This is a genomic window from Rhizobium skierniewicense Ch11, assembly GCF_023757665.1.
Lineage (GTDB): Bacteria > Pseudomonadota > Alphaproteobacteria > Rhizobiales > Rhizobiaceae > Agrobacterium > Agrobacterium skierniewicense.
Genome location: NZ_RXPG01000005.1, coordinates 391,875 through 413,567, shown reverse-complemented (window position 1 = coordinate 413,567; position 21,693 = coordinate 391,875). Strand labels below are relative to the sequence as shown.

18 protein-coding genes and 2 pseudogenes are annotated in these 21,693 nt (G+C 57.1%); 11 read left to right on the top strand and 9 right to left on the bottom strand.

From position 1 onward, the window contains the following. Nucleotides 1-172: 172 nt before the first annotated feature. Together EKM04_RS05380 and EKM04_RS05375 are read right to left on the bottom strand one after the other, a co-directional pair. The gene (locus EKM04_RS05380) at nucleotides 173-805 is read right to left on the bottom strand and encodes a hypothetical protein (RefSeq protein WP_113494171.1); all 633 of its coding nucleotides are present in this window, start codon (nucleotides 803-805) and stop codon (nucleotides 173-175) included. Between the two features lie 77 nt (nucleotides 806-882). Further along, nucleotides 883-1,799 (bottom strand): annotated as a pseudogene (locus EKM04_RS05375) (LysR family transcriptional regulator). 91 nt (nucleotides 1,800-1,890) lie between these two features. Between EKM04_RS05375 and EKM04_RS05370 the strand changes: the two are divergent. Further along, nucleotides 1,891-2,907 carry an NADP-dependent oxidoreductase gene (locus EKM04_RS05370; RefSeq protein ID WP_183896892.1) on the top strand — a complete coding sequence of 339 codons (1,017 nt, stop codon included), beginning with the start codon at nucleotides 1,891-1,893 and terminating at the stop codon, nucleotides 2,905-2,907. Between the two features lie 158 nt (nucleotides 2,908-3,065). Then, nucleotides 3,066-3,422, top strand: a complete 357-nt coding sequence (locus EKM04_RS05365; RefSeq protein ID WP_183896891.1) for a cupin domain-containing protein — start codon at nucleotides 3,066-3,068, stop codon at nucleotides 3,420-3,422. 46 nt (nucleotides 3,423-3,468) lie between these two features. Here the strand turns inward: EKM04_RS05365 and EKM04_RS05360 are convergent, their stop codons facing one another. Further along, nucleotides 3,469-4,359, bottom strand: coding sequence for a LysR family transcriptional regulator (locus tag EKM04_RS05360; protein WP_183896890.1), 891 nt, complete (start codon nucleotides 4,357-4,359; stop codon nucleotides 3,469-3,471). A 114-nt stretch (nucleotides 4,360-4,473) separates the two neighbouring features. Between EKM04_RS05360 and EKM04_RS05355 the strand changes: the two genes are divergently transcribed. Together EKM04_RS05355 and EKM04_RS05350 are read left to right on the top strand one after the other, a co-directional pair. Further along, the gene (locus EKM04_RS05355) at nucleotides 4,474-5,343 is read left to right on the top strand and encodes an SDR family oxidoreductase (protein ID WP_183896889.1); all 870 of its coding nucleotides are present in this window, start codon (nucleotides 4,474-4,476) and stop codon (nucleotides 5,341-5,343) included. 90 nt (nucleotides 5,344-5,433) lie between these two features. Then, nucleotides 5,434-6,501: an alkene reductase gene (locus EKM04_RS05350; RefSeq protein WP_183896888.1), complete on the top strand. Its 1,068-nt coding sequence runs from the start codon at nucleotides 5,434-5,436 to the stop codon at nucleotides 6,499-6,501. A gap of 85 nt (nucleotides 6,502-6,586) precedes the next feature. On the opposite strand, the gene EKM04_RS05345 is transcribed toward EKM04_RS05350, so the two are convergent. Then, complete coding sequence (locus EKM04_RS05345; protein WP_183896887.1) at nucleotides 6,587-7,483, bottom strand: AraC family transcriptional regulator; 897 nt, start codon at nucleotides 7,481-7,483, stop codon at nucleotides 6,587-6,589. Between EKM04_RS05345 and EKM04_RS05340 the strand changes: the two genes are divergently transcribed. Continuing rightward, complete coding sequence (locus EKM04_RS05340; protein ID WP_183896886.1) at nucleotides 7,482-7,889, top strand: DUF2000 family protein; 408 nt, start codon at nucleotides 7,482-7,484, stop codon at nucleotides 7,887-7,889. The genes EKM04_RS05345 and EKM04_RS05340 overlap by 2 nt on opposite strands. A gap of 119 nt (nucleotides 7,890-8,008) precedes the next feature. Here EKM04_RS05340 and EKM04_RS05335 read toward each other — a convergent pair whose 3' ends face one another. The 3 genes from EKM04_RS05335 to EKM04_RS05325 are packed head-to-tail and all read right to left on the bottom strand — an operon-like array spanning nucleotide 8,009 to nucleotide 9,583. Then, entirely contained in the window at nucleotides 8,009-8,434 is a 426-nt protein-coding gene (locus tag EKM04_RS05335) for a DUF1810 domain-containing protein (protein ID WP_183896885.1), read from the bottom strand. Between the two features lie 55 nt (nucleotides 8,435-8,489). Next, a complete protein-coding gene (locus EKM04_RS05330; RefSeq protein WP_210290131.1) occupies nucleotides 8,490-8,810 on the bottom strand; it encodes a hypothetical protein in 321 nt (106 codons plus the stop codon). Continuing rightward, nucleotides 8,807-9,583: an exonuclease domain-containing protein gene (locus tag EKM04_RS05325; protein WP_210290130.1), complete on the bottom strand. Its 777-nt coding sequence runs from the start codon at nucleotides 9,581-9,583 to the stop codon at nucleotides 8,807-8,809. Before EKM04_RS05325 ends, EKM04_RS05330 begins: the two co-directional genes overlap by 4 nt. A 329-nt stretch (nucleotides 9,584-9,912) precedes the next feature. Here EKM04_RS05325 and EKM04_RS05320 point away from each other — a divergent pair, with 329 nt between their 5' ends. From EKM04_RS05320 to EKM04_RS05310, 3 genes are read left to right on the top strand one after another with little or no spacing between them, the layout of a single operon-like run. Next, entirely contained in the window at nucleotides 9,913-10,665 is a 753-nt protein-coding gene (locus EKM04_RS05320) for an ImuA family protein (RefSeq protein ID WP_183896884.1), read from the top strand. Next, on the top strand, nucleotides 10,586-12,097 hold the full coding sequence (locus EKM04_RS05315) for a Y-family DNA polymerase (RefSeq protein ID WP_183896883.1): 1,512 nt from the start codon (nucleotides 10,586-10,588) through the stop codon (nucleotides 12,095-12,097). Before EKM04_RS05320 ends, EKM04_RS05315 begins: the two co-directional genes overlap by 80 nt. Next, nucleotides 12,094-15,357, top strand: coding sequence for an error-prone DNA polymerase (locus EKM04_RS05310; protein WP_183896882.1), 3,264 nt, complete (start codon nucleotides 12,094-12,096; stop codon nucleotides 15,355-15,357). Before EKM04_RS05315 ends, EKM04_RS05310 begins: the two co-directional genes overlap by 4 nt. A gap of 14 nt (nucleotides 15,358-15,371) precedes the next feature. Here the strand turns inward: EKM04_RS05310 and EKM04_RS05305 are convergent. Beyond that, nucleotides 15,372-16,064, bottom strand: a pseudogene (locus EKM04_RS05305) (aspartate/glutamate racemase family protein). Between the two features lie 166 nt (nucleotides 16,065-16,230). Between EKM04_RS05305 and EKM04_RS05300 the strand changes: the two are divergent. From EKM04_RS05300 to EKM04_RS05290, 3 genes are read left to right on the top strand one after another with little or no spacing between them, the layout of a single operon-like run. Beyond that, entirely contained in the window at nucleotides 16,231-16,605 is a 375-nt protein-coding gene (locus tag EKM04_RS05300; protein WP_183896881.1) for a VOC family protein, read from the top strand. Between the two features lie 54 nt (nucleotides 16,606-16,659). Continuing rightward, the gene (locus EKM04_RS05295; protein ID WP_183896880.1) at nucleotides 16,660-16,809 is read left to right on the top strand and encodes a DUF2256 domain-containing protein; all 150 of its coding nucleotides are present in this window, start codon (nucleotides 16,660-16,662) and stop codon (nucleotides 16,807-16,809) included. A gap of 60 nt (nucleotides 16,810-16,869) precedes the next feature. Next, nucleotides 16,870-17,346: a VOC family protein gene (locus EKM04_RS05290; RefSeq protein ID WP_183896879.1), complete on the top strand. Its 477-nt coding sequence runs from the start codon at nucleotides 16,870-16,872 to the stop codon at nucleotides 17,344-17,346. 492 nt (nucleotides 17,347-17,838) lie between these two features. Here the strand turns inward: EKM04_RS05290 and EKM04_RS05285 are convergent, their stop codons facing one another. After that, complete coding sequence (locus EKM04_RS05285; protein ID WP_183896878.1) at nucleotides 17,839-21,162, bottom strand: hypothetical protein; 3,324 nt, start codon at nucleotides 21,160-21,162, stop codon at nucleotides 17,839-17,841. Between the last annotated feature and the right edge of the window lie 531 nt (nucleotides 21,163-21,693).

The following is a 21,693-nucleotide window of genomic DNA, read 5'->3' as shown; positions in this document are numbered from 1 at the left end:
TGGACCATATTCCGAACCAGACATCGCCAGGGAGGTGAAACTGGTGCCTATTTTCGGGGTATTCTACGCCAGTGTTCTACAGCCTGGCATCTGTCGGTAAGTTTGAAAGGTTCGCGTACGTTCAGGATGCTTAAGCCCAACTGACTGACGCGGTATTGAGCTATGAACAGATCTAGCGAAGCAGTCCGTCAACGTCGAACTCTTCCCAGCCGCCAAGCTTGGGGGCCGAATCCTTGGCGCCGTCTTCCGACGTCATAGACTTTTTTGCAGCCTCTTTCTTGAGCGACCGCGTCAACTTCGCCTGATACGTAGCCCGCTGCCGCTTTTCGGCTTTCGCCTCGGCATCCTCCACACGCCATTCTTCCGCGGCTCCTCTGTCGAGAAGATCCTCCACCACCTTGGGGTCGAACACATGGAACGTAATCTGACGAGCGCGTCCGTTCAGTCTGACGGTCCTCGTACCGGCGCTCGGCAGACGACCGTCTGCAAGCCAACGATGTCGCTCGCTAGTCTTGATCGTAAGGATGTCCTCGATTTCTCGCGGGATGACCGGCATTGCTCCGGCTTCCGCCACCACTTTCGCGACGATAGCCGCTGCCGCGTTGAATGCGGTCTTTTCGTTAGCCGCCATCGCCAGTGTGAGATCGACGCCTTCCAGCGAGATCGACTTTTTAGAGATCGCTGGCAGCCTTGCTTGTATTTCCTGAAGAACGCCGTTCGCCCGAACGGCCGACCCCATTGTTACCGTGGCTGGCAGGGTCCATGTCCTGATCAGTTCGATCTCATCTTTTTCACGCTTCGGCATGTCACACAAATGGTGGCTCATCTCTTCCAAGTCAACGAGCCTGTTGACGGCAGACGAGGAACTGAAACTGATCTTGCTTATCTCTCCCTCTTACCGAAACTCTCCATCAAGATGCTCAGGAAGGCTCTCACAGCGGGGTTGGTCCGGCGGCTTTCCGGCCAAACGGCTGTGATGTTGTGACGTTCGCAAGAGAAATCGGATAGGACAGGGATCAGTTGACCACGGGCTACCCATGGCGCTGCCATGAAGCTCGTCGCCATTCCTATTCCCGCTCCCGCTGCGATCGTTGCTAAGACAGCCTCGCTCGCATCGACGATGATTGCCGACGACGGTATGATCTCGATTTCTCGCTCTTTGAGTTGGAACGACCAGCGAAATAACTGCCCAGTGCTCTGATAGCGCAGGTTGACCGTCTGGTGCTCCTGAAGATGATCGGGAGGGTTGGCGCACCATTCGTGGCCAGATACTCCGGGGAGGCGTAGCAGCAAAGCAGATGCGGAGAAAGTTTCCGTGATAGAAGCTGGGAGTCGTGAAGGTCGCCGATGCGAACAGCCAGATCTATTCCCTCTTCGATGAGGTCAACCCTCTGATCATTCAGTCTGAGATCGATCGAAACCTTTGGATGACGTGCGCGAAACCTGGGCAGCAAAGGTGCGATGACATGCAGACCTATCGGCAGAGAAGCGGCAATGCGCAACGTTCCCGCCGGTTCGGAGCGCGCGGCCTTTGCGGCCTGCTCGATGTCCTCAGCATCCCGCAGCAGCCGCAATGCGCGTTCATGCAGGTCACGTCCTTCATTGGTGAGGGTAATAGATCGCGTCGTTCGGGTGAACAGCGAAACGCCAAGGTGGCTTTCCAGTCGCTGGACGCTTTTACTGACCGCTGACGGCGAGATGGCAAGCGACCGCGCTGCCGCCGTATAGCTGCCCAGCGATCCGGCGCGCGCAAAGGCGATCAAGCCGGTCAACCGTTCGATGCCAATTTGTTCCTTCATGGCACTATTAAAGCGAATTGAAGCGCCATTATCAATCGTAAAGGATGCGCGTACATCTGGTCAGCGAAATCTCAATTTGAAAGAGTTCGATATGACCGAGATGATGAAAGCAGTCCGCCTGCACGAATTTGGTGGCGCAGAGGTCCTGCGTTACGAAGAGGCTCCGCGGCCTGTTGCCGAACAGGGCGAAGTCCTTGTCCGGGTGCGTGCGGCAAGTCTCAATCCCCCTGATCTTTATCTGCGGGACGGCTATCGTGCGCTTCCGCCGGAGTGGCGACCCAGCCCTGTCTTTCCACTGATCTTGGGCACAGACATCTCCGGTATCGTCACCGCAGTCGGGAACGATGTCCAAGCATTCGGCGTCGGGGACGAGGTCTATGGAATGGTGCGATTCCCCCACGACCTCATGACCGGCAGCAATGCCTATGCCGACTATGTCAACGTCCCGGCCTCGGATCTCGCACTGAAGCCTAAAGGTATCGATCACGTGCAGGCCGCCGCCGCTCCAATGTCGCTGCTGACGGCATGGCAGTTTCTCGTAGAGCGTGGCCACGATAAACCCAACCCGTTCCAGAGCTTCAACCATGCACCGGCTCCGCTCGAGGGAAAGACCGTGCTGGTGAATGGCGCTGCCGGTGGGGTCGGACACCTGATGGTTCAGGTGGCAAAATGGAAAGGCGCCCGCGTGATTGCAGTTGCTTCCGGAAGGCACGAGGCGCTTCTTGCCGATCTCGGCGCAGACGCATTTATCGACTACACCAAACAGTCAGCCGAGACGGTCATGCGAGATGTCGATTTGGTGATCGACGCGGTGGGCGGCTCCAACATGGAGCGCTTCCTGAATGTCATAAAAAAAGGTGGTGCGCTCTATCTGGTCAATCCTCTCGGCTTTTCCGGCCATGAAGAGGCCCAACGACGCGGCATTGTCGTCTCAACGGCTCAGGTGCGCTCCAATGGTGCACAATTGGCACAGGCGGGTCGTCTGCTAGATGACGGCACGATCCGGGTGGTGATCGACAGTACGTTCCCAATGGCTGAGGCCTCCGCTGCCCATGACAGGGCAGGGCGGGGAAGCATGCAGGGGAAGGTCGTCCTCATCAACGAATGACGACGTTCCGCTCTGGAAAAGGTTTCCGCGATCTGAAGCCTTTTCCGCAACCATTTTGCAGGAACCCGTCGTGCTTGCACGATCGTTCAATACCCAGTTCGACGTCCAGTGTAACTGTTGGGCTGAGCGGTTGCTTTCAAGCCAACAAAGGATAGCAAATGGAATCCATCAATCTCGATGAGAAGCTTAGCCTGTTTTCAGGTCACTGGGACCCGCATGTGATCGCCGATTACAACGAGAACGATGTGATGGTCGTGAAGTTCAAGGGCGAATATCCGTTCCACAAGCATGACACGACTGATGACTTTTTCCTTGTGTTGGAAGGAGAGATGGAGCTCGACATCGAAGGCGAGCCGTCTCGAACAGTGAGAGCCGGCGAGCTGATTGTCGTTCCCAAGGGCGTGGTACATCGACCACGGGCTAGAGATGAGGTGAAGGTGCTCTTGATAGAACCGAAGGGCGAACCGAACTCAGGCGATTCGGGGCGCGCACCAGCGCTCAAAACTCGTCTCTGAATAGGCTGCTTTCGCTTGGATATGCCATGCGGTGTCGACGCCGACGTCAGCTCAAATAGGCAGCGAGTTCTTCCGGGGTGCCTTGCGGAAAAGCCTTTTTAAGATAATCGAGAAAGGCTGATACGCGCGCGCTGAGCAGACGCCGCGAAGGATAGAGCGCCCAAAGCGCCGTTTCGGCGCCTTCGACATCGCCCCAGTGGTTGAGACGACCGGAGGCGATGTCTTTGCTGACCAAAGAAAGCGGAAGCCGTGCGACGCCCGCACCCATCAAGACCGCATCCCGCAGCATCGTGTTCGACGACATGCCAAGCACCGGCGTGGTCGCAAGCTTTGCAGACCCTGAATCCGTAACGACAGTCCAGGTGTCTGGCTTGCCGATCAAACTGCGAACCACTGATGGCACTGCCTTATCCGGCTCCGGCCAGGCGAGGCCTGGAGCAGCGACAATGACCTGTCGGTCACGCAGAAAGGGCCGACCAACGAGGTTGATATCGGGTTGAGGATTGACGCGGATGACAAGATCGTAAGCCTCCTCGATCATATCCACGGTACGATCTTCCACGACGATCTCGACCCGCATCTCGGGATGTTTCAGCACAAAGCCTGCCGCCAGCTTTCCCAAGGCTGCCTGTGCAAACATGAGCGGCGCGCTGATGCGCAGACGTCCACGTGGTGACACCCCCCCTGACGCGATAGCAGTTGCGGTTTCTTCTAGCTCCGTCAGCAGTTGCGTAGTCCGCTCGAAGAGGGCTCGACCTTCTTCCGTCAGCTTCAAGTCCCGTGCTCCCCTTTCGAAAAGCCGAAGATCGAGGCTCGCCTCAAGATCGGCGACGCGTCGGGATAGTGTGGCTTTCGGTCGCCCGGCATTGCGCGCTGCTTTGCCAAACCCGCCATGCCGAGCAACGAGATTGAAATCCGCCAGTGCGAGCAAATCCATGTGTTCCACCTGTGAGATGATGCGTCCAGAAATGATGTCTATTTGAGGAAATTTGGATCATCTAACTTTGGAGATGTCAACAGCGCCCTAGCGGCCTCACAAGGAGCTACATTCATGACCATTCTCGTAATAGGTGCCAGCGGCCGTGTTGGCCGCCACGTCGTAAACCAACTCATTGAACGCAACGCCAAGATTCGTGTTCTGACGCGCGACGCCGCGAAGGCAAACTTTCCGGAGGGCGTCGAGATTGCCCAGTGCGAATTGCTCGACCTCGATGCTCTTCGCGAGGCATTCAAAGGTGTCCGCACCTTGTTCCTTCTCAATGCGGTTACGGGCGACGAGTTCACTCAGGCTCTCATCACCCTCAACATTGCCAAAGAGGCGGGTGTCGAACGCGTCGTTTATCTCTCGGTGTTCAACGCCGAAAACTCCGTCAACGTCCCGCATTTTGCTGTGAAGGCGGGTGGCGAACGTATGCTGAGCGAGATGGGATTCAGCGCCACGATCCTGCGCCCGACCTACTTCATCGACAACGAGATAATGATCAAGGATGTCGTTCTCAATCACGGCGTATATCCGATGCCGATCGGCTCCAAGGGCGTTGCAATGGTTGATGCGCGCGATATTGCCGAGGTCGCTGCAATCGAACTGATCCGCCGAGATCAGGCCTCCGAACTCTTGCCAGTCGAAACGATCAATCTTGTCGGTCCCGACACGCTTACGGGACCCAAGGTTGCTGCAATCTGGTCCGAGGTCCTGGGTCGCGATATCGTCTATGGCGGTGATGATCCGAGGGGTTTCGAACAGAACATGGCGAGCTTTATGCCGAAGTGGACCGCTTATGAAATGCGTTTAATGGCAGAACGCTACGTTACCGACGGCATGATCCCGAATGAAGGCGATGTCGAACGGCTTGTGGCGATGCTGAAGCGCCCGCTGCACAGCTACCGTGAGTTTGCGGAGAGTCTTGCTTCGGCCAGCTAACAAGACCGACGGACAGCCAAGCCAAATTACTGAACCGCAACTGGCGAGGAGGCTCGCCAGCTACCCCTACACCTTTCACCGGAGAATCTGATGACCGATATCTGGAGCCCATTCACACTTGGCGGGATTACCCTGCCGCATCGTCTGGCCATGGCACCGATGACCCGCAGCCGCGCCAAGCTTGACGGAACACCCGGAGACCTCGCGCCGGAATATTACGCACAGCGAGCATCGCTCGGGCTACTGATTAGCGAAGGAACCCAGCCGTCTGACGATGGCCAAGGATACCTGGCGACCCCTGGTATTTACACTGACGAGCACGTCGCTGGCTGGCGCAAGGTCACTGACGCCGTCCATGCGGCAAATGGGCGCCTATTCATACAGCTCATGCATGTCGGCAGACGGTCTCACCCTGATAACACGCCGCATCATCGCCAGCCCGTTGCTCCTTCCGCAATCGCGTCCGGAGATTTCATGTTCACGATGGGCGGGATGCAGCCGGTGCCACAACCTCGCGCATTGGAGACGGAGGAAGTCCAGCATACGATTGCGGATTTTGCTTATGCCGCAAAGCGCGCTATCGAAGCCGGTGCAGATGGCGTCGAAATCCACGGTGCGAACGGCTATCTGGTACACCAGTTCCTCGCCCCGGACAGCAACCATCGCACCGATGAGTACGGCGGCACGATGAAAAACCGGGCGCGATTTGCTATCGATGTCGTCCGTGCGGTCGTCGATGCTATCGGTCCGCAGAAAACTGCCATTCGCCTCTCACCGGGTGTTGCGACAGGCGGCATTGCCGAAGGTCAGGACAACGATGAACTGTATCGGTATCTCGCAGTCGAACTTGGCAAGATGGGTTTGGCTTATATACATGTTCTCTACACTCGCACCGATCTGTTGCTGGAAGATATGCGCCGCTCTTTCGGTGGCCCACTGATCCTCAATCGGCCTGGTCGTTCGCGTGAAAAGATAGGTGCCGATGTCGCAGCAGGACTTGCCGATATAGAGGCGTTAGGCGTCATGGCACTCGCCAATCCCGATCTTGTGCGGCGTCTCAAGACGGGTGCTACGCTTAATGACCCAAAACCTGCTTTGTTTTACGCAGGCGGCGGCGCTGAAGGTTACACGGACTATCCCGTAATCGACGCAGCATGATGCACAAGCGGGCGGATCGTATTCGCCCGCGATCGCCTTTACCAAGCTTGGTCGCGTCCGATGGCAATTCAAATACAATCAAAACTCAGCCAGAGCTTGCAGAACGCATTGCCAGCCAGTGCCCTGGCGTCATGCCGAAGGCTTTGCGGAAATGGCGGGTAAAATGTGCCTGGTCGGCAAAGCCCGCATCTGCTGCCGACTGCGCCAGACCTTTGCCAGCCGCGATAGACCGATTCGCCAATTCCAGTCTGCGCATGATGAGGTATCGATGCGGACTGGTACCCAGCATTCTGCGAAACTGTCTGGCCAGTTCGTAACGGTCCAACCCAGACGCAGCTTCCAGTGCTTCTGAGTGAACGACTTCTGTGTGGTGGCTCTCGATGAAGTCGCGGGCCCGGAGGACCGCAGACTTTGCCGACCTTGCGATCGGTCTCGGCGAAGCACCTGCCTGACGAGAGAGCCCCGATGCCAGCCGCATCACAACGTCGTCCATGATCAGGTCGCTTGGCTCTTCGCTCAGATCGAAAAGAATCTCTGCCAGTGCCTGCCAGAGGCCGATGTCGGCAACGACCGGATCGGGAACGAATGGAAGGGCGTGACGGTAACCATTGACTGCGCCAATCAGGTCGGGAGGCAAATAGATCATCCGATAGATCAACCCATCCTCGGTACCTGCAGCGCCATCATGCAGCTCATCGGGATGCAGCACGATCACGTTTCCGGGGCTGCTGAAACGCTCGGTCCCGCGATAGCGGAATGTCTGTACGCCGTGGAGCGTCAGCCCTAACGCGTAGGTGTCGTGACGATGCGGCGAAAATGCGTTGCCATGAAACCGGGCTTCAATCCGCTCAACACCATGAGAGGGCGCAGCGAAACGCATGCCGTCGGCAAATCCGACTTTGCACGAACGTTCAAGACCGCCCGCCTTGCTCGGAGCTAGGTCTTCTTTTCCCTCGATACCCTGAATGGAGTTCAACCGCATGTTCGACACCAAGATCGCAATCGTTATCCGCAATGACCTCGCAACCTGGCAGAAGTTGAACGTCACCGCCTTCCTGACCAGCGGCATCGTTGCCCAGACACCAGCCATCATCGGCGAACCATATCGGGATGCGGTTGGTCATGTCTACAATCCCATGACGATCCAGCCAATCGTGGTCCTCGCCGCGGATCAGGATACGCTGCGCACGATTCATAGCCGGGTTCTCGACCGCGACGTTACAGCCTCGGCTTATATCGAGGAGATGTTTTCAACAGGGCACGACGCTGCCAACAGGGAGGTGTTCGCTCAGTTCAGCCCAGGCAATTCGAAGCTGGTAGGACTGGCACTCAGAGCCGAAAAGAAGGTGGTCGATAAGATCGTAAAGGGAGCAAAAATGCATCCTTGACGTATCGGAATTCAGGTTTGGGCACCGCGACAACCCTGAAATAGCTTTACGCGGAAGCTAATTCACGCGGCCGAATTCCAGTTTAAGTCTGACTTTTGCAAAAGTCGGTAAGCGTTTGATCATCCATCGTTCTTCAACGCTGAAAGCGTGGCTTGATCGCCTTCACCTCCATAAAAAACGTGAAGGGCGGTCTCGAATGACGAACCACTCTGGGCAGCGATGCCAAATAACGTCATGCTGGAATGAAACTTGAGGTCATCAGGAGAGCCAAGAATGTCGTGTGCACTGAGGTGGGGATGGCTGAGCATGGCGTTCGTGCACTCTTCCAAACGGGCTCCCAAAACAGGATGTTTGAGGTAGGCTTCGGCTTCAGAACGTCCAGAGATCGCGTAAAATCGTGCAGTTTCCGATCGACCAAGTCCGTTGATTTGCGGAAAGATGAACCACATCCAGTGAGACCTCTTCTGCCCGTTGCATAACTCCTGCAAGGCTTTTGAGTACGTGTCTTGTTGCGCTTTGATGAAACGCGCCAGATCAAATTCCATGCCTGTGTCCTTCGCTCAGCGGGTCAGAGTTTTGTCTTCCGGATGCCATGACATCTCAGTCCGTTTCCAACTGTTCGAACCAGGCTGCGTAAGGAGTATTCTTGGCAAGGTGCCGGTTGAAATCCGGCGCGCCGTCATCCCACCAGACAGGGCCGCGTTCACCAAGCGCGACCTTGGCCGCATCCACTTTCTTGCGAGCTTCTTTCATCTCTGGCGAGCCTGCCGATGCGTCGCGAACTGCCCGGCGTGCGGCCATCAAAGCCTTGACCAGGGCTGTGCGAGTAAGTTCATCGAGATTAGGATTGCTGCGACGCCACAGCCTGCCTTTCACGACGAAGTATCGACCATCTGGCGTATCCGGATACATGTTGCTCATTCGAACCCAAGCGTCCCTTGCGCCGGTTCCGCATCCTGAGACGGCTTGTCCTCATTTCGACGGGCCAGTTCGATCTGTGCACTGAAGCGGACGTCCACATCCCGATCTGCGATAAACGCGTTGAGAGTTTCGAGGCTGATGCGGTCCCACGGTTTTCCACGATCTGGTCCTGCCGGCACGCGTGGCAGAAGGCCTGGTTCGCTGCTCCATGCCAAGCAATCCACAAGCGAGGTCTGGTTCAACATGTCGCGGAGATGATGAGCCGTAACGTAGGCGTCGGGCATCGCCCGGTGCGCTGGGAGGCCGATTTCATGCACCAGTCCGGTGGGCATTCGTTGATAACGCAGCATCTGATTGGAAAACCGCGGAAGCTCTGGCCAGACGCGCAGCGCGCATTTCCATGTGCAGACCCAGGGAGTTCCGCCTGTAAACCGAGGTGTGCAATATCTTTGCTCGAAAGCGGCTCGATGAGCTGCCAAGGCGTCGATACGGCCGGGTGGACGGAGAACGGTTGATGCTATTTCCTTCCAGAACGGAGCATCCGCGACATGGGCATCCAGGATATGATGGATCGCCATCGTGTCGGGTGAAATCGGACGGCCAGGGTTGACGAACAGCGTCCCGCGCTCGTCAGTGACCTGCCACTTTCCAGCGTGATCGATGACGACATCCTGCCACCCGATCTCGCAAACGTCGTTCGGGCCATTGCCGCCTGTTTCTAGATCGATGACGCGTACCCTGGCTTCGACCACTTCGGTGCTACCTTTCTTCAAGCTTCAGCATTGGTAAGCGCGATCGGCGTAGGATGGTTCCTGAATATGAAGCGTATGATCAGCGGGGCTTGCACGCATCGACAGCCGATGTTGAGGGATTGATCAGGCTCCCCTGAAATTTATTTTGTACGCGTCACCCAGCACCGTTCCAAATCTTACTCACTGATTCAATTTGCGAATCTCTTGAGTTGCTAAAAATAGAGGACTGCATTCCTAATTTAGCGCCTCTTGACTCCTGTTGAGCGCAGGAACAGAACGTGAACTTCAACATTGAAAACGGCATGAAGCCGTTCCCACAAACGACACGAACCGGAAGGATTGCGTGAACGATGGCTGCTGCGCGCGAGCATGTCATAGCGGATCTGCGTGATCGCATCGCCTCGTTGGAAGGCGTCGTGGCCAAGCAAGCGGAATGTCTGCCGTTCGGGGTGAGCGCAATCGACGCGGTGCTGCCGGGAGGCGGTCTTGCCAGAGGTGCTCTTCATGAATTTGCAGGTGGTGGGGCTGGAACCGTCGATGGGGCAGCCGCAGCCCTGTTCGTCGCAGGCGTCGCCGCTCGTACCAAAGGCCAGATCGTCTGGTGCCTGACGCGCCCGGATCTGTTTTTTCCTGCGCTCGCGCAGGCAGGTCTTGACGCAAACCGGGTCATCTTCGTGGAAAGCGATCGCGAGGAGGACGTGCTTGCCTCAATGGAAGAGGCGCTCTCCTTCGGTGGCCTTGGTGCGGTCGTCGGCGAGGTTGTGCGACTGCCGATGCTGGCAAGTCGGCGGCTTCAGCTTGCAGCGGAAAAGAAAGGGAGCCTAGCGCTTGTTGTTCGCAGGTGGCGAAGACAGACGGAAGCCAATGATTTTGGCCAGCCGACGGCGTCGATGACCCGGTGGAGGGTGAGTGCGCTGCCGTCGCAGGAGTTACCAGTGCCGGGTGTTGGGCGGGCGAGATGGTTGCTGGAATTGATGCGGTCGCGCGCAGGCGAGTGTGCCGAGTTTATTGTTGGAGCGTGTGATGACCAGGGTCGTATCGATCTATCTTCCAGATCTGTCGACGGATCGCATTCGTCGCGCCGATCCCGGCATTCCGGCTGAACAGGCCATCGCCGTGATCGGGAAATCCGGCTCGAAACGCTGGGTGTCGGCGGCAGATGCTGCAGCGAAGAAGGCAGGCCTACGTGTCGGCATGCAGGCTGCAAAGGCACAGGCTCTGTTTCAGGGACTGATGATGATCGATGCCGATCCGAAGGCGGACGCCGAAGCGCTGGAGCGCATTACCTTCTGGGCACTGAGCCAATACTCTCCGATCGTCGCAGTCGATGCGCCTGATGGCATCGTCATGGACACAGATGGTGCCGACCATCTCCGGGGCGGAGAGCTTGCCATGTTGACGGGAATTGCCAATCGCTTTCGGGGCAGGGGGCTGACGGCCCGTGTCGCGATCGCCGACACCTGGGGTGCCGCTCATGCCTGCGCACGCGCCATCGCCAGAGAGACGGTGATCGTGCCGCGCGGCGAAACCGTAAAAGCGGTCGAGCGGTTGCCGATTTCTCTGTTGCGTCTGCCTGAAAAGGTGGTGGGCGATCTAAGAACGCTCGGCTTTCGAACCATCGGTGAGCTTTCTGCGACGCCGCGGGCACCGCTAACACTGCGCTTCGGCCCAGAAATCGCACGCCGCCTCGACCAGATCTTCGGCCGCATCGGCGAACCCATAGACCCCATTCGCACGCCCGAACTGATCGAAGTCAGCCGCATTTTCCAGGAGCCGATCGGCGCTGCCGAAACGATCGACAAATATGTCGGTCGCCTGGTCATCGAACTCTGTAACCAACTCCAGAAAAAGGGTCTGGGTGTTCGCCGCGTTGATCTCATCGTCCACAAGGTCGACAACACGACCCAGGCACTGCGGGCAGGAACAGCAAAGGCCGCCCGCGATGTCTCATGGTTGACGAAACTGTTTCGCGACAGGACCGAGAAGATTGATCCGGGTTTCGGGATCGAGAAGCTTACCCTTGCGGCCATCATGGTCGAGCCGCTTGAAGAGACACAGAGGGCGTCTTCGCTTGTCGAAGACGAGATCGCGGACATCACCCCGCTCATCGACATTTTCGGCAACCGTGGACAGCGTGTCTACCGCCTCGCACCCGTTGCCTCCGATGTTCCCGAGCGCAGCGTTCAGCGGATTGCACCCATTGCAGATGACATTGTCGTCTCCTGGTCGCATCACTGGCCGCGTCCGGTACGACTGCTCGCTCATCCCGAACTGGTCGAGGTCATCGCTTTGATGCCCGATCATCCTCCCGTTTCCGTCACATGGCGTGGCAAACGCCGCAAGGTGAAACGCGCCGATGGTCCCGAACGAATATTCGGCGAGTGGTGGCAGCGAACATCCGAGTGGGCCGCAGTCCGGGACTATTTCATCATCGAGGACGAAGCGGGCGAACGCCTTTGGGTTTTCCGGGCTGGCGACGGCGTAGATAGCGAAACCGGGTCGCACAAATGGTTCGTACAGGGGATATTCGCATGAGATATGCCGAGCTTCAGGTGACCACCCATTTTTCGTTTCTGCGCGGTGCCAGCAGCGCGACCGAACTGTTCGAGACGGCGAAAAGCCTCGGCATCGACGCCATCGGTGTCGTGGATCGCAATTCGTTGGCTGGCATTATCCGGGCACTGGAAGCATCTCGCGCCACCGGCCTGCGGCTTGTCGTCGGCTGCCGGCTTGACCTACAGGATGGCATGTCGATCCTGGTCTATCCGACGGACCGGGCCGCCTATTCGCGTCTGACCCGGCTGATCACGCTTGGCAAGGGGCGAGGCGGCAAGAACAACTGTGTCCTTCATTGGGACGATGTGAGAACCTACGCCGATGGCATGATCGGCATCCTCATTCCCGATCTCGCCGACGATACATGTGCCTTGCAGCTCAGGAAGATCGCGGAGGTGTTTGGAAATCGCGCCTATGTTTCCCTTTGCCTGCGCCGCAGACCAAACGATCAGCTTCGGCTCCACGATCTTTCCAATATGGCCACGCGCCACAAGGTCAAAACCGTCGTCACCAACGACGTCCTGTTTCACGAGCCGGGACGACGGCAGCTTCAGGACATCGTCACCTGCATTCGCACCAAATCAACCATCGACGACGTCGGTTTCGAACGTGAACGTCATGCTGATCGATATCTCAAGCCGCCAGAGGAAATGGAACGCCTGTTTCCGCGCTATCCCGAAGCATTGCGGCGGACGATGGAGATTGTCGATCAGTGCAAGTTTTCACTTGAGGAATTGACCTATCAGTATCCCGAGGAGGCGATCGTTCCGGGTAAAGACGCGCAACAGTCTCTCGAACATTATGTCTGGGAATGCGTGCCGGACCGATACCCGGAGGGTATGCCACCAGACGTTCTGGCGACGGTTCGGCACGAACTCAATCTTATCAAGGCGATGAAATATGCGCCGTATTTTCTGACGGTGTTTTCGATCGTTCAGTTCGCGCGCGCGCAAGGAATTCTCTGTCAGGGGCGCGGATCGGCTGCCAATTCTGCCGTCTGTTATATTCTCGGCGTCACCAGCATCGACCCTTCCACAAATGACCTTTTGTTCGAACGCTTCATCAGCCAAGAGCGCGACGAACCGCCGGATATCGATGTTGATTTCGAGCATGAGCGACGCGAAGAGGTCATTCAGTGGATTTACAAGACCTACACCCGCGAGAAGGCGGCACTGTGTGCGACCGTCAGCCGTTACCGTGCCAAGGGTGCCATTCGCGATGTCGGCAAGGTGCTTGGCCTGCCTGAGGATGTGATTAAGGCATTGTCGTCGGGCATGTGGTCCTGGTCGGAAGAGGTCAGTGATCGCAATGTGAGGGAATTGAACCTCAATCCCGATGACCGCAGGCTGAAGCTGACGCTGCAACTCGCACAGCAACTGATGGGCGCACCACGTCATCTCGGACAACACCCCGGCGGGTTCGTGCTCACCCACGACCGCCTCGATGACCTCGTTCCCATCGAGCCTGCCACGATGGAAGACCGGCAGATCATCGAATGGGACAAGGATGATGTGGAAGCCCTCAAATTCATGAAGGTCGATGTTTTGGCACTGGGCATGCTCACCTGCATGTCCAAAGCATTCGACCTGATCCGCAAGCATAAGGACGACGATCTGGATCTCGCAAAGATCACCCAAGAGGATCCGGCGACCTATGCAATGATCCGCAAAGCCGACACCCTCGGCACGTTCCAGATCGAATCCAGAGCCCAGATGGCGATGTTGCCACGTCTGAAGCCGCGGACATTTTATGATCTGGTCGTTCAGGTGGCGATCGTGCGTCCCGGTCCTATTCAGGGGGATATGGTGCATCCCTATCTGCGCCGCCGGGAAGGCAAGGAAAAGGTGGACTATCCAACGCCGGAACTGGAAGCCGTGCTGGGCAAAACACTGGGCGTGCCGCTGTTTCAGGAAAGCGCCATGCGCGTCGCCATGGTCTGCGCTGGGTTCACGGGAGGTGAGGCCGATCAGTTGCGCAAGTCAATGGCGACCTTCAAATTTACGGGCGGCGTCAGCAGGTTCAAGGAGAAGCTGGTCTCCGGAATGGTGCGAAACGGCTATACCGCCGAATTTGCCGAGAAGACATTTTCGCAGCTCGAAGGTTTTGGGTCCTACGGTTTCCCGGAATCCCACGCTGCCTCTTTTGCGCTGATCGCCTATGCCTCGAATTACATCAAGTGCCATTTCCCGGATGTGTTCTGTGCTGCATTGCTGAATTCCCAGCCTATGGGTTTCTATGCCCCTGCGCAGATTGTTGGCGATGCCCGTGCGCACGGCGTCGAGATCCGGCCTGTCTGTATCAATCGATCCAGGTGGGACTGCACGCTGGAGCCGATCGGAAATACCGACCGTCATGCCGTGCGCCTTGGGATGCGGATGGTGAAGGGCTTGGCAGCGTCGGATGCGGCTCGAATCGTTGCCGCGCGCATGAACGATGGGTTCAGTTCCGTCGATGATATGTGGCGACGATCCGGTGTTCCGGCAGCATCTCTCGTAGAACTCGCAGAGGCCGACGCCTTCCGGCCATCGCTTCAGCTCGAACGCCGCGATGCGCTCTGGGCGATCAAGGCGCTGCGTGACGAGCCTTTGCCGCTGTTTGCGGCTGCCGCAGACCGCGAGCAGAAATCGATCGCTGAGCAGGCGGAGCCTGAAGTCGAGCTCCGGCAGATGACCGAGGGGCATAATGTGGTTGCGGACTACGGACACGTCGGCCTGACACTGCGCGAACATCCCATGGCATTCCTGCGGGAGAGCTTGACCAAGCGCAGCATGATTACGTGCGAAGACGCAATGTCTGCCCGCGACGGCAGATGGGTCTACACCGCAGGTCTTGTCCTGGTTCGACAAAAGCCGGGAAGCGCGAAAGGCGTGATGTTTATCACGATAGAAGACGAAACCGGTCCCGCGAACGTGGTCGTCTGGCCGAGTTTATTCGAGAGGCGGCGCCGCGTTGTGCTTGGATCGAGCATGATGGCCATCAACGGACGAATTCAGCGGGAAGGGGAGGTCGTGCATCTGGTCGCCCAGCAGCTATTCGACCTTTCTGGGGATCTCTCCGGTCTGGCTGACATGGATGTCGTGTTCAAAGCACCATCCGGACGCGGCGACGAGTTCGCTCACGGCTCAGTAGGTGGTGGAGATTCTCGAGATAGACAGAAACCGGTGCCTGAGGCGCGGGACATCTTCATCAGGGATCTGCACATTGATACGTTGAAAGTTAAGGCGCGAAATTTTCATTGAGTTACAGGATAAAGCTAATCGTCCAATGCCATTGCGAGCGCTGCATCACAATGAATTAGCGTCGTATCGAATACGGGTACGGCGACGAGCTCTTGATTGAGCAACATCCCGACCTCAGTACAGCCGAGGATCAAGCAGTCAGCTCCGCGCTCGACGAGACGCGCAGCAATATCGCGATAGGCTGTCCCGCTGTCCGCTGTGATGACATCGCGGCAGAGCTCTTCGTAGATGATCCGATGGGTCTCGGCTCGGTCCGGCGCATCCGGGAGGATATAAGAAAGACCCGCAGCTTTCAGCCGGTCCACGTAGAAGGACTGCTCCATCGTGAATGCAGTAGCCATGAGACCAGGCGTTCGCAAATCCTGCTGCTTGATGCGCGCCGCAGTGGCGTCTGCAATATGCAGCAAGGGTATAGAGACGCCCTGCATCATTGCATCAGCAAGCTTGTGCATCGTGTTTGTCGCAAGGATGATGAAATCTGCACCGCCACGCTCCAAGGCTTTCGCCTCCCGGTTCAGAATGTCGCCCGCGTCTTCCCATCTTCCCGATGCCTGGAGGCTCTCTATCGTCGCGAAATCAAGCGAACGGATGAGCAATTCCGGCGAATGAAGCCCTCCGAGACGCTATCGCGTCATCCGGCAGAGTTCGCGATAATAGATTTGCGTGGAAGCGGCGGACATGCCGCCGAGTATCCCGATCGTCTTCATGCTGATCCTATTACACACAATGTTGCCAACTGATTCTGTCAGGTCTGTACCACGAACTCTCGTGTAGTCGATTTGGGTTCTTCCGGCATCAGGGCTCCGAGACTTGAGATCCCTTTGTGTTAAATTTCGGCCATATTTGGAAGCAACCGCTGACAGGAGACGACCGATGTTTACTCACGTAATGATTGGCAGCAATGATCTGGAGAGATCGAAAGCTTTCTACGACGCCACCTTCGCTGCCCTCGGCGGCGAGCCCGGTGAAATCGACGCCAGAGGGAGGCTTATCTACAAACATGGCGGAAGCCGCCTTATGGTAACAACGCCGATTGATGGGAAACCAGCGACGGTCGCCAACGGTGGGACGATCGGTCTTGTCGCTCGAAGCCCGGAGCATGTGAAAGCATGGCACGACGCCGGGACAAGCCACGGAGGAAACTCGATCGAGACACCGCCGTCAGAACGCCCGAATGGCTCATTTGTCGCCTATCTCCGCGACCCGGATGGAAACAAGCTGACCGCGCGCACGCTACCGTCGGCTTGAGTTGGCCACGCACGGCAAGGTCTCGTTATCGATGGAGACTGTCTGGAGTAACGGATGCCGAAGCGTCGTGAGAAGTCAGACCTGCCCACTAAGTTCTGTCCGGTCTGCAACAGGCCATTCTCATGGAGAAAGAAGTGGAAGAAGACTTGGGACAACGTGAAGTTTTGCTCCCAACGATGTCGAGAGACGAAAGAAAGATTCTAAGGCTATCGAGCCGTGGTTAGCTCGGTCAAAGAATTAACTGGTAGATATGAGAGGATTAAAATGACCGAACATGCAGGCGTGATAGCTGTGGACCACACGGGGTTCTCAGTCGCCTCGCTGGAGGATGCGATCCAGTTCTGGACTGAGGCGATGGGTTTCGACCTTGTTCGCCGAGGAGAGATGGGTGGAGAGTTTCTACGGGAGGCCACGGGGGTTGACGATCCGCGCTGCCGAATGGCGCTGGTGGCATCTCCAAATGGCTACCCTATCGAGCTTCTCGAATATTCGACAGGCCGTACGCTGGGGGAGACACCTCAGAGCGCGGGTGCGATCGGCGCCGCGCATATCGCCTTCACGGTTACGGATATCCGCAGGGCGATCGCGCGGGTTGAGAGGGCGGGGTGGGCCGTGAAGGGTTCGCCGCAGCCGATACCGGCCGGACCCCGATGCGGAACAATGGTCGCGTACATCTCTGGCCCGGATGGTATCACAATTGAGCTGATGCAGCCGCCTGTTCAACATTCCCGCGTCGTGTAACGCCCCTTAGGTTCGGAAAGATGAATCTTGTGTAGGTCTTGGTACATGGACCAAACGACCAAAGGTCGTCTCGAAGATGCGAGGTTAATGGCCGGATTGCGCCGATACTGTTGAAATACTCCCCTGAGCATCGGTAAGGCGCGGCTTGCCCGACCGTCAGGCATAGTTTTCTGTCGGTACGGGAGAGAGGAAACCACTTTGCGTCTGACGTGCTGGGAGCGTGGAATGCGCGATATTATTTCAATGAGCCCGAATGAAAAGCGGCCTGCTGGAGTTTTTCAACAGTATCCGCCAACAGGAGACATTGAGCTGCGTCGCGGTTAACGGCTGTAATGGGGCCGGAACCAGACTGACCACTTTCAGCGTCCATATCGAGGACGCGGGCGTTCAGGTTAGCCAGGCCAAGGTCTCAAGCTGGCCCGAAGCGGTCACTCGTGTGCTTACGCTAGCCAATCCTTCGCCGATCAAAACCACCGCCAATCCGGACATCACTTACTCGAGGCGTAAGGATTTTAGCCATTCCAGCGTTTTGAGGACGGGCGCATTCGGCTGGTCCGCTGGGATAAAGGGCGGTTCATCCAAATCCAAGACTGAGGCCACGATATCATTGGTGGTGATTTCCCAGGCGTTAATGACGGTCAGATTGTGCTTGCCTATAGGCAGGTCGAAAATAGGTTCGGGCTGCGCCAGCTTGTTTGGCAAGTGGGCAGGAAACAGCACGTACCGACCGTGACGCGAATAGTCCGCGACGAACCGATCGAGGTTCTGTGTTGAATTCGGGTACATGCGATTGATGCGTGACACAAATCCGATGATATTCCCCTCCGATATTGGAACATTGTCCGGATTTTGACTGACCATCACGGCATAAGCAGCGGGATAATCGCGCGATATGCCGCGAACGATAGTAATTTTGAGATCGTCTTTAACGTCGTCATCGCCATACCGCTTACGCCATGACTTGAAGATGTCTTTAGCAACCGAAGAATTCTCGTACGCGAGTCCCAGCATGGGAGGCGGCATGTCGGGGCCGGGCGGGGACCACATGAAGAAGGTGCCGTTCCATTTCGCCTTGTCCCACTTCTGCATATCGATAGGCGAGAGCCAGCGCGTCTTAGAGTGCTTGCCTTTGGCCGCATCGCGCATTTCTTTGGGCGCAAGGCCTTCGCCGCGCTGTGTGTTGCCAAACGATTTGATCGCCTCGGGAGCTGGTGCGGGGGGCCATACTTTCGTGCGTTTGACCTCATAGGTGGGGTCGGCAGGATCGATCCAATCAGCGAGAGAAAGCTGCGCGCGATCACCGTGCAGATTAGCGAGCATGACTGGAACGTTCGAGAACGTCAGCGCGCGATCTAGGGCGCGTTCATCTTCGAACAGCGCCTTACCCCACGCCTCGGCATCCTGAGGCGCGGCGAAGCGAAGGAAGATTTCGAGAACCGCATCACTCATCCAATGCGGAAACGATAGCGCATCCTCTTTGGTCTTGTATTCCATGACCATGCGATGCGCGATCGTGCCGATGGGCTCGCCGTCAACATCGGCAAACGTCAGAACGGGGCTGAGTCCGACGGTGTCGGACGGCGTAACCCGCAGTTGCAAGTGATCCACCTGAGGCAACATGCGATGATCGAGACTCGTCGCTAGCAAGGCTTCCAGTGACCCGAGGACAGCCTCGCCAATGCCGATGGAGACTAGATTGTTGGCACAAGCCAACTCGATGCGGCATCCGAGCACGTTGGACGAGAGCGTAACGGTTTCCCCAAGGGCTAAGTCTGGAGCAGGGTAGTCCGCTTTCACGCCGTAATCACGCAGGTCTCGCATGAAGATCTCTGCGCCTTCGGGGGTCTCTTGTTCCGGTATCCAGCCCTCCGTTCTCAGGATGTCTTCATTTCCCATCAGGTAGAGAAGAGCGGTGCGCGACATTGGCAATGCGAGCCGTTCGAGCGCATCAGGAAGCTGAGCGATCTCGCTCAATTTATCGAGGGGAGTTTGCAGAAGCAGCGATGCGATCTGCATCATGTGCGACTCTTGCACCTTGTTGAGGCGGCGGCGCTGCCCGTCCGTGCGTGCTTGGGCAGTACAAACGATCATTTCGAGCTCGTGCGCGCTCAGGATCTGTGGAACTCGACCGAGTTTGAATTCCGTGTCGAAGTACCTGGACAAGACCGAGGACCGCAACGCGCCAATGCTGCCGTATCTTTTGAAGGCGAAGAATTCCTGACTGACGGCGGCGAGGGTGTAATTCCTTGCAGCCCACGGAAGGCCGACTTGTTCGAAGGCGAATCCTGCGCCTAGCAACGCATCGATGAGCTCGTCCCCGTACTCCTCCTTGATGAGCAGCGCGACGGCACGGCCGAACCAGCGGATGGCGTCATAGGGCAATCCCTTCGCAAGCTTCTGATACGCCCTTTGAACATTCTTCCTTGCAGCCTCGCCTTGGCCGCTGCGTGCCGCGAGGGCATCGGTGATGGTCTCGAACAGCGTGTCGAATTCGTCGCTGTCAGCGATGAATTCGCCGATTTGTGTGAGGGCATCTGCGATGCTCGTGAACGGGAATGTTCCTAGCCCTTCGGCTCGTTTGATAACGTCGGTGAACGAGACCCAGATGTTCTTCAGCGGGTCGTCGCGATGCTCAACACCTTTTTCGGAGACACGAGTCATCAGCAACATGGCTTCAGCATGTAGCGCGTTGTTGGGCCGATTGGTCTGCACCATCAGAGCTTCCAGCGCGGACTTGAGTGCAGCGGTGCGGTTCTTGAGCTTTCCTTTCGATGCGTCCATCGAGCCCGTGTGCACGCTCATGCGTATCAGGGGCAGAAGATTGCTTAGACGCTCCAAGTCAATTGCATCGTCAGAACCGAAAGCGAGACGTTCGACATCGTCGTAGAGTTCAGACGTGCGAAGGTGGTCCTCATGCCAGAAATGGGAGGTCCATGCCCACTCGTAGGCAATAGCGAGTTCAAGTTTTTTGATGTGGTTATCTCGCGCGAGACGGAGTGCGCGATCGAAACGCCCGTTCACTTCGGCGCTCGAATGCTCCAATCCTCGAGCCAGAAGCGCAGCACGTCGCGCATCTTCGACCAGCGCGACAGTTTGCCCCTGATACTGCGAACCATCAGCGATCTTTGCCTCAAGGGCATCCAGCTCCGCCGCGCGCTTGGTATCATTCGGCCCCAGCTTCTTGGTCTGCTTCTCCGTGCCCTTGCCAACGCCAAGCTCCTCGACGGCAATCGCCATACTGTCGTGCTTGAAGACGCGGTCGAGGAGCCATGTGCGATCCAGAATGGTGACTGGAATGCCATGTTCCTTAAAAAGCTCGTCTTGAAGGTCGGCAGACTTCTTCGCGGGGACGAACTGGTTCGTGACGCAGATGACTTGATCGTAGTCACGTTTGGTACCGGCGATGGCGGCGACGTCAGACTTGATTTTTGAGCGCCAAGTCTTCTTGGCACTGAATGCGAAAGCCTTGCGCTCGCCGGCCTTGTCATTGTCGGGCACGAACCAGCGCGTAGAGATTTCACTCGACACGGGAAATGTCTCTGCGTCGGTCTTACCGTCGCCCCCGCCAACCGGACCCGTCTGAGGACGAATATTCGGCGCGATGAATTTCTCGCAAAGGCGCTGAGCGAAGTTCTCGAATGCGGTTTCGCCTTTCTGATTGGTAAGCGTTTCGAGGTGGTATGACAACACCTCGCGCTCGACCTCATATTCCACTTCCGACACCGAGTCGGAGAACAGGTCGGGGTGGCGGTCACGCATGTAACGCGACGGAGCATACTTGGGTTTTTCGGATGCGGTATTTGTTGATTCGGTCATAGGCCAAGAATATAGGATGCCGCACCACATTAAGAAATGTGGATGACTATGGCATGGGTACAAATCCCCAACGTTCTATACTTCTCGAACTCAAGCAGACCCTGCTTTCCTGAGCCCCGTCGTCAGGAGCGGCCGACTCGCTCTGCCCCCTTCAGGCACCGCTAATGCCCACGGGCAATGACCCTTATGCTGCCTCTAAGTGGTCTGGCGGCTCTCGGCACATCTATCGAAACTCCCGCACGACCGAAATGAGGGCGCGAAGCTGCGCCATCGCGTTTGGTCGCCTATCACCTCTTGGGGCCAACTGCTGTCTCGGCAACTTTGCGCCAGGAACGGACCCCGATGGATCAGGCTGGGCTGACACGTGTCCAACAATCTCGTTGTGCCTGAAAACACTCTGATGGTAGAAAAAGTATCAGGAGCGTTGCACAAAATACAGTTAGAGCGGTCTTGGAGGGGATTTCATGGCTTAAGGAAAAGAAGCTGTTGAGCCAACTTGGCATCGTACCTCCTGTTGATTACTTACTGCGC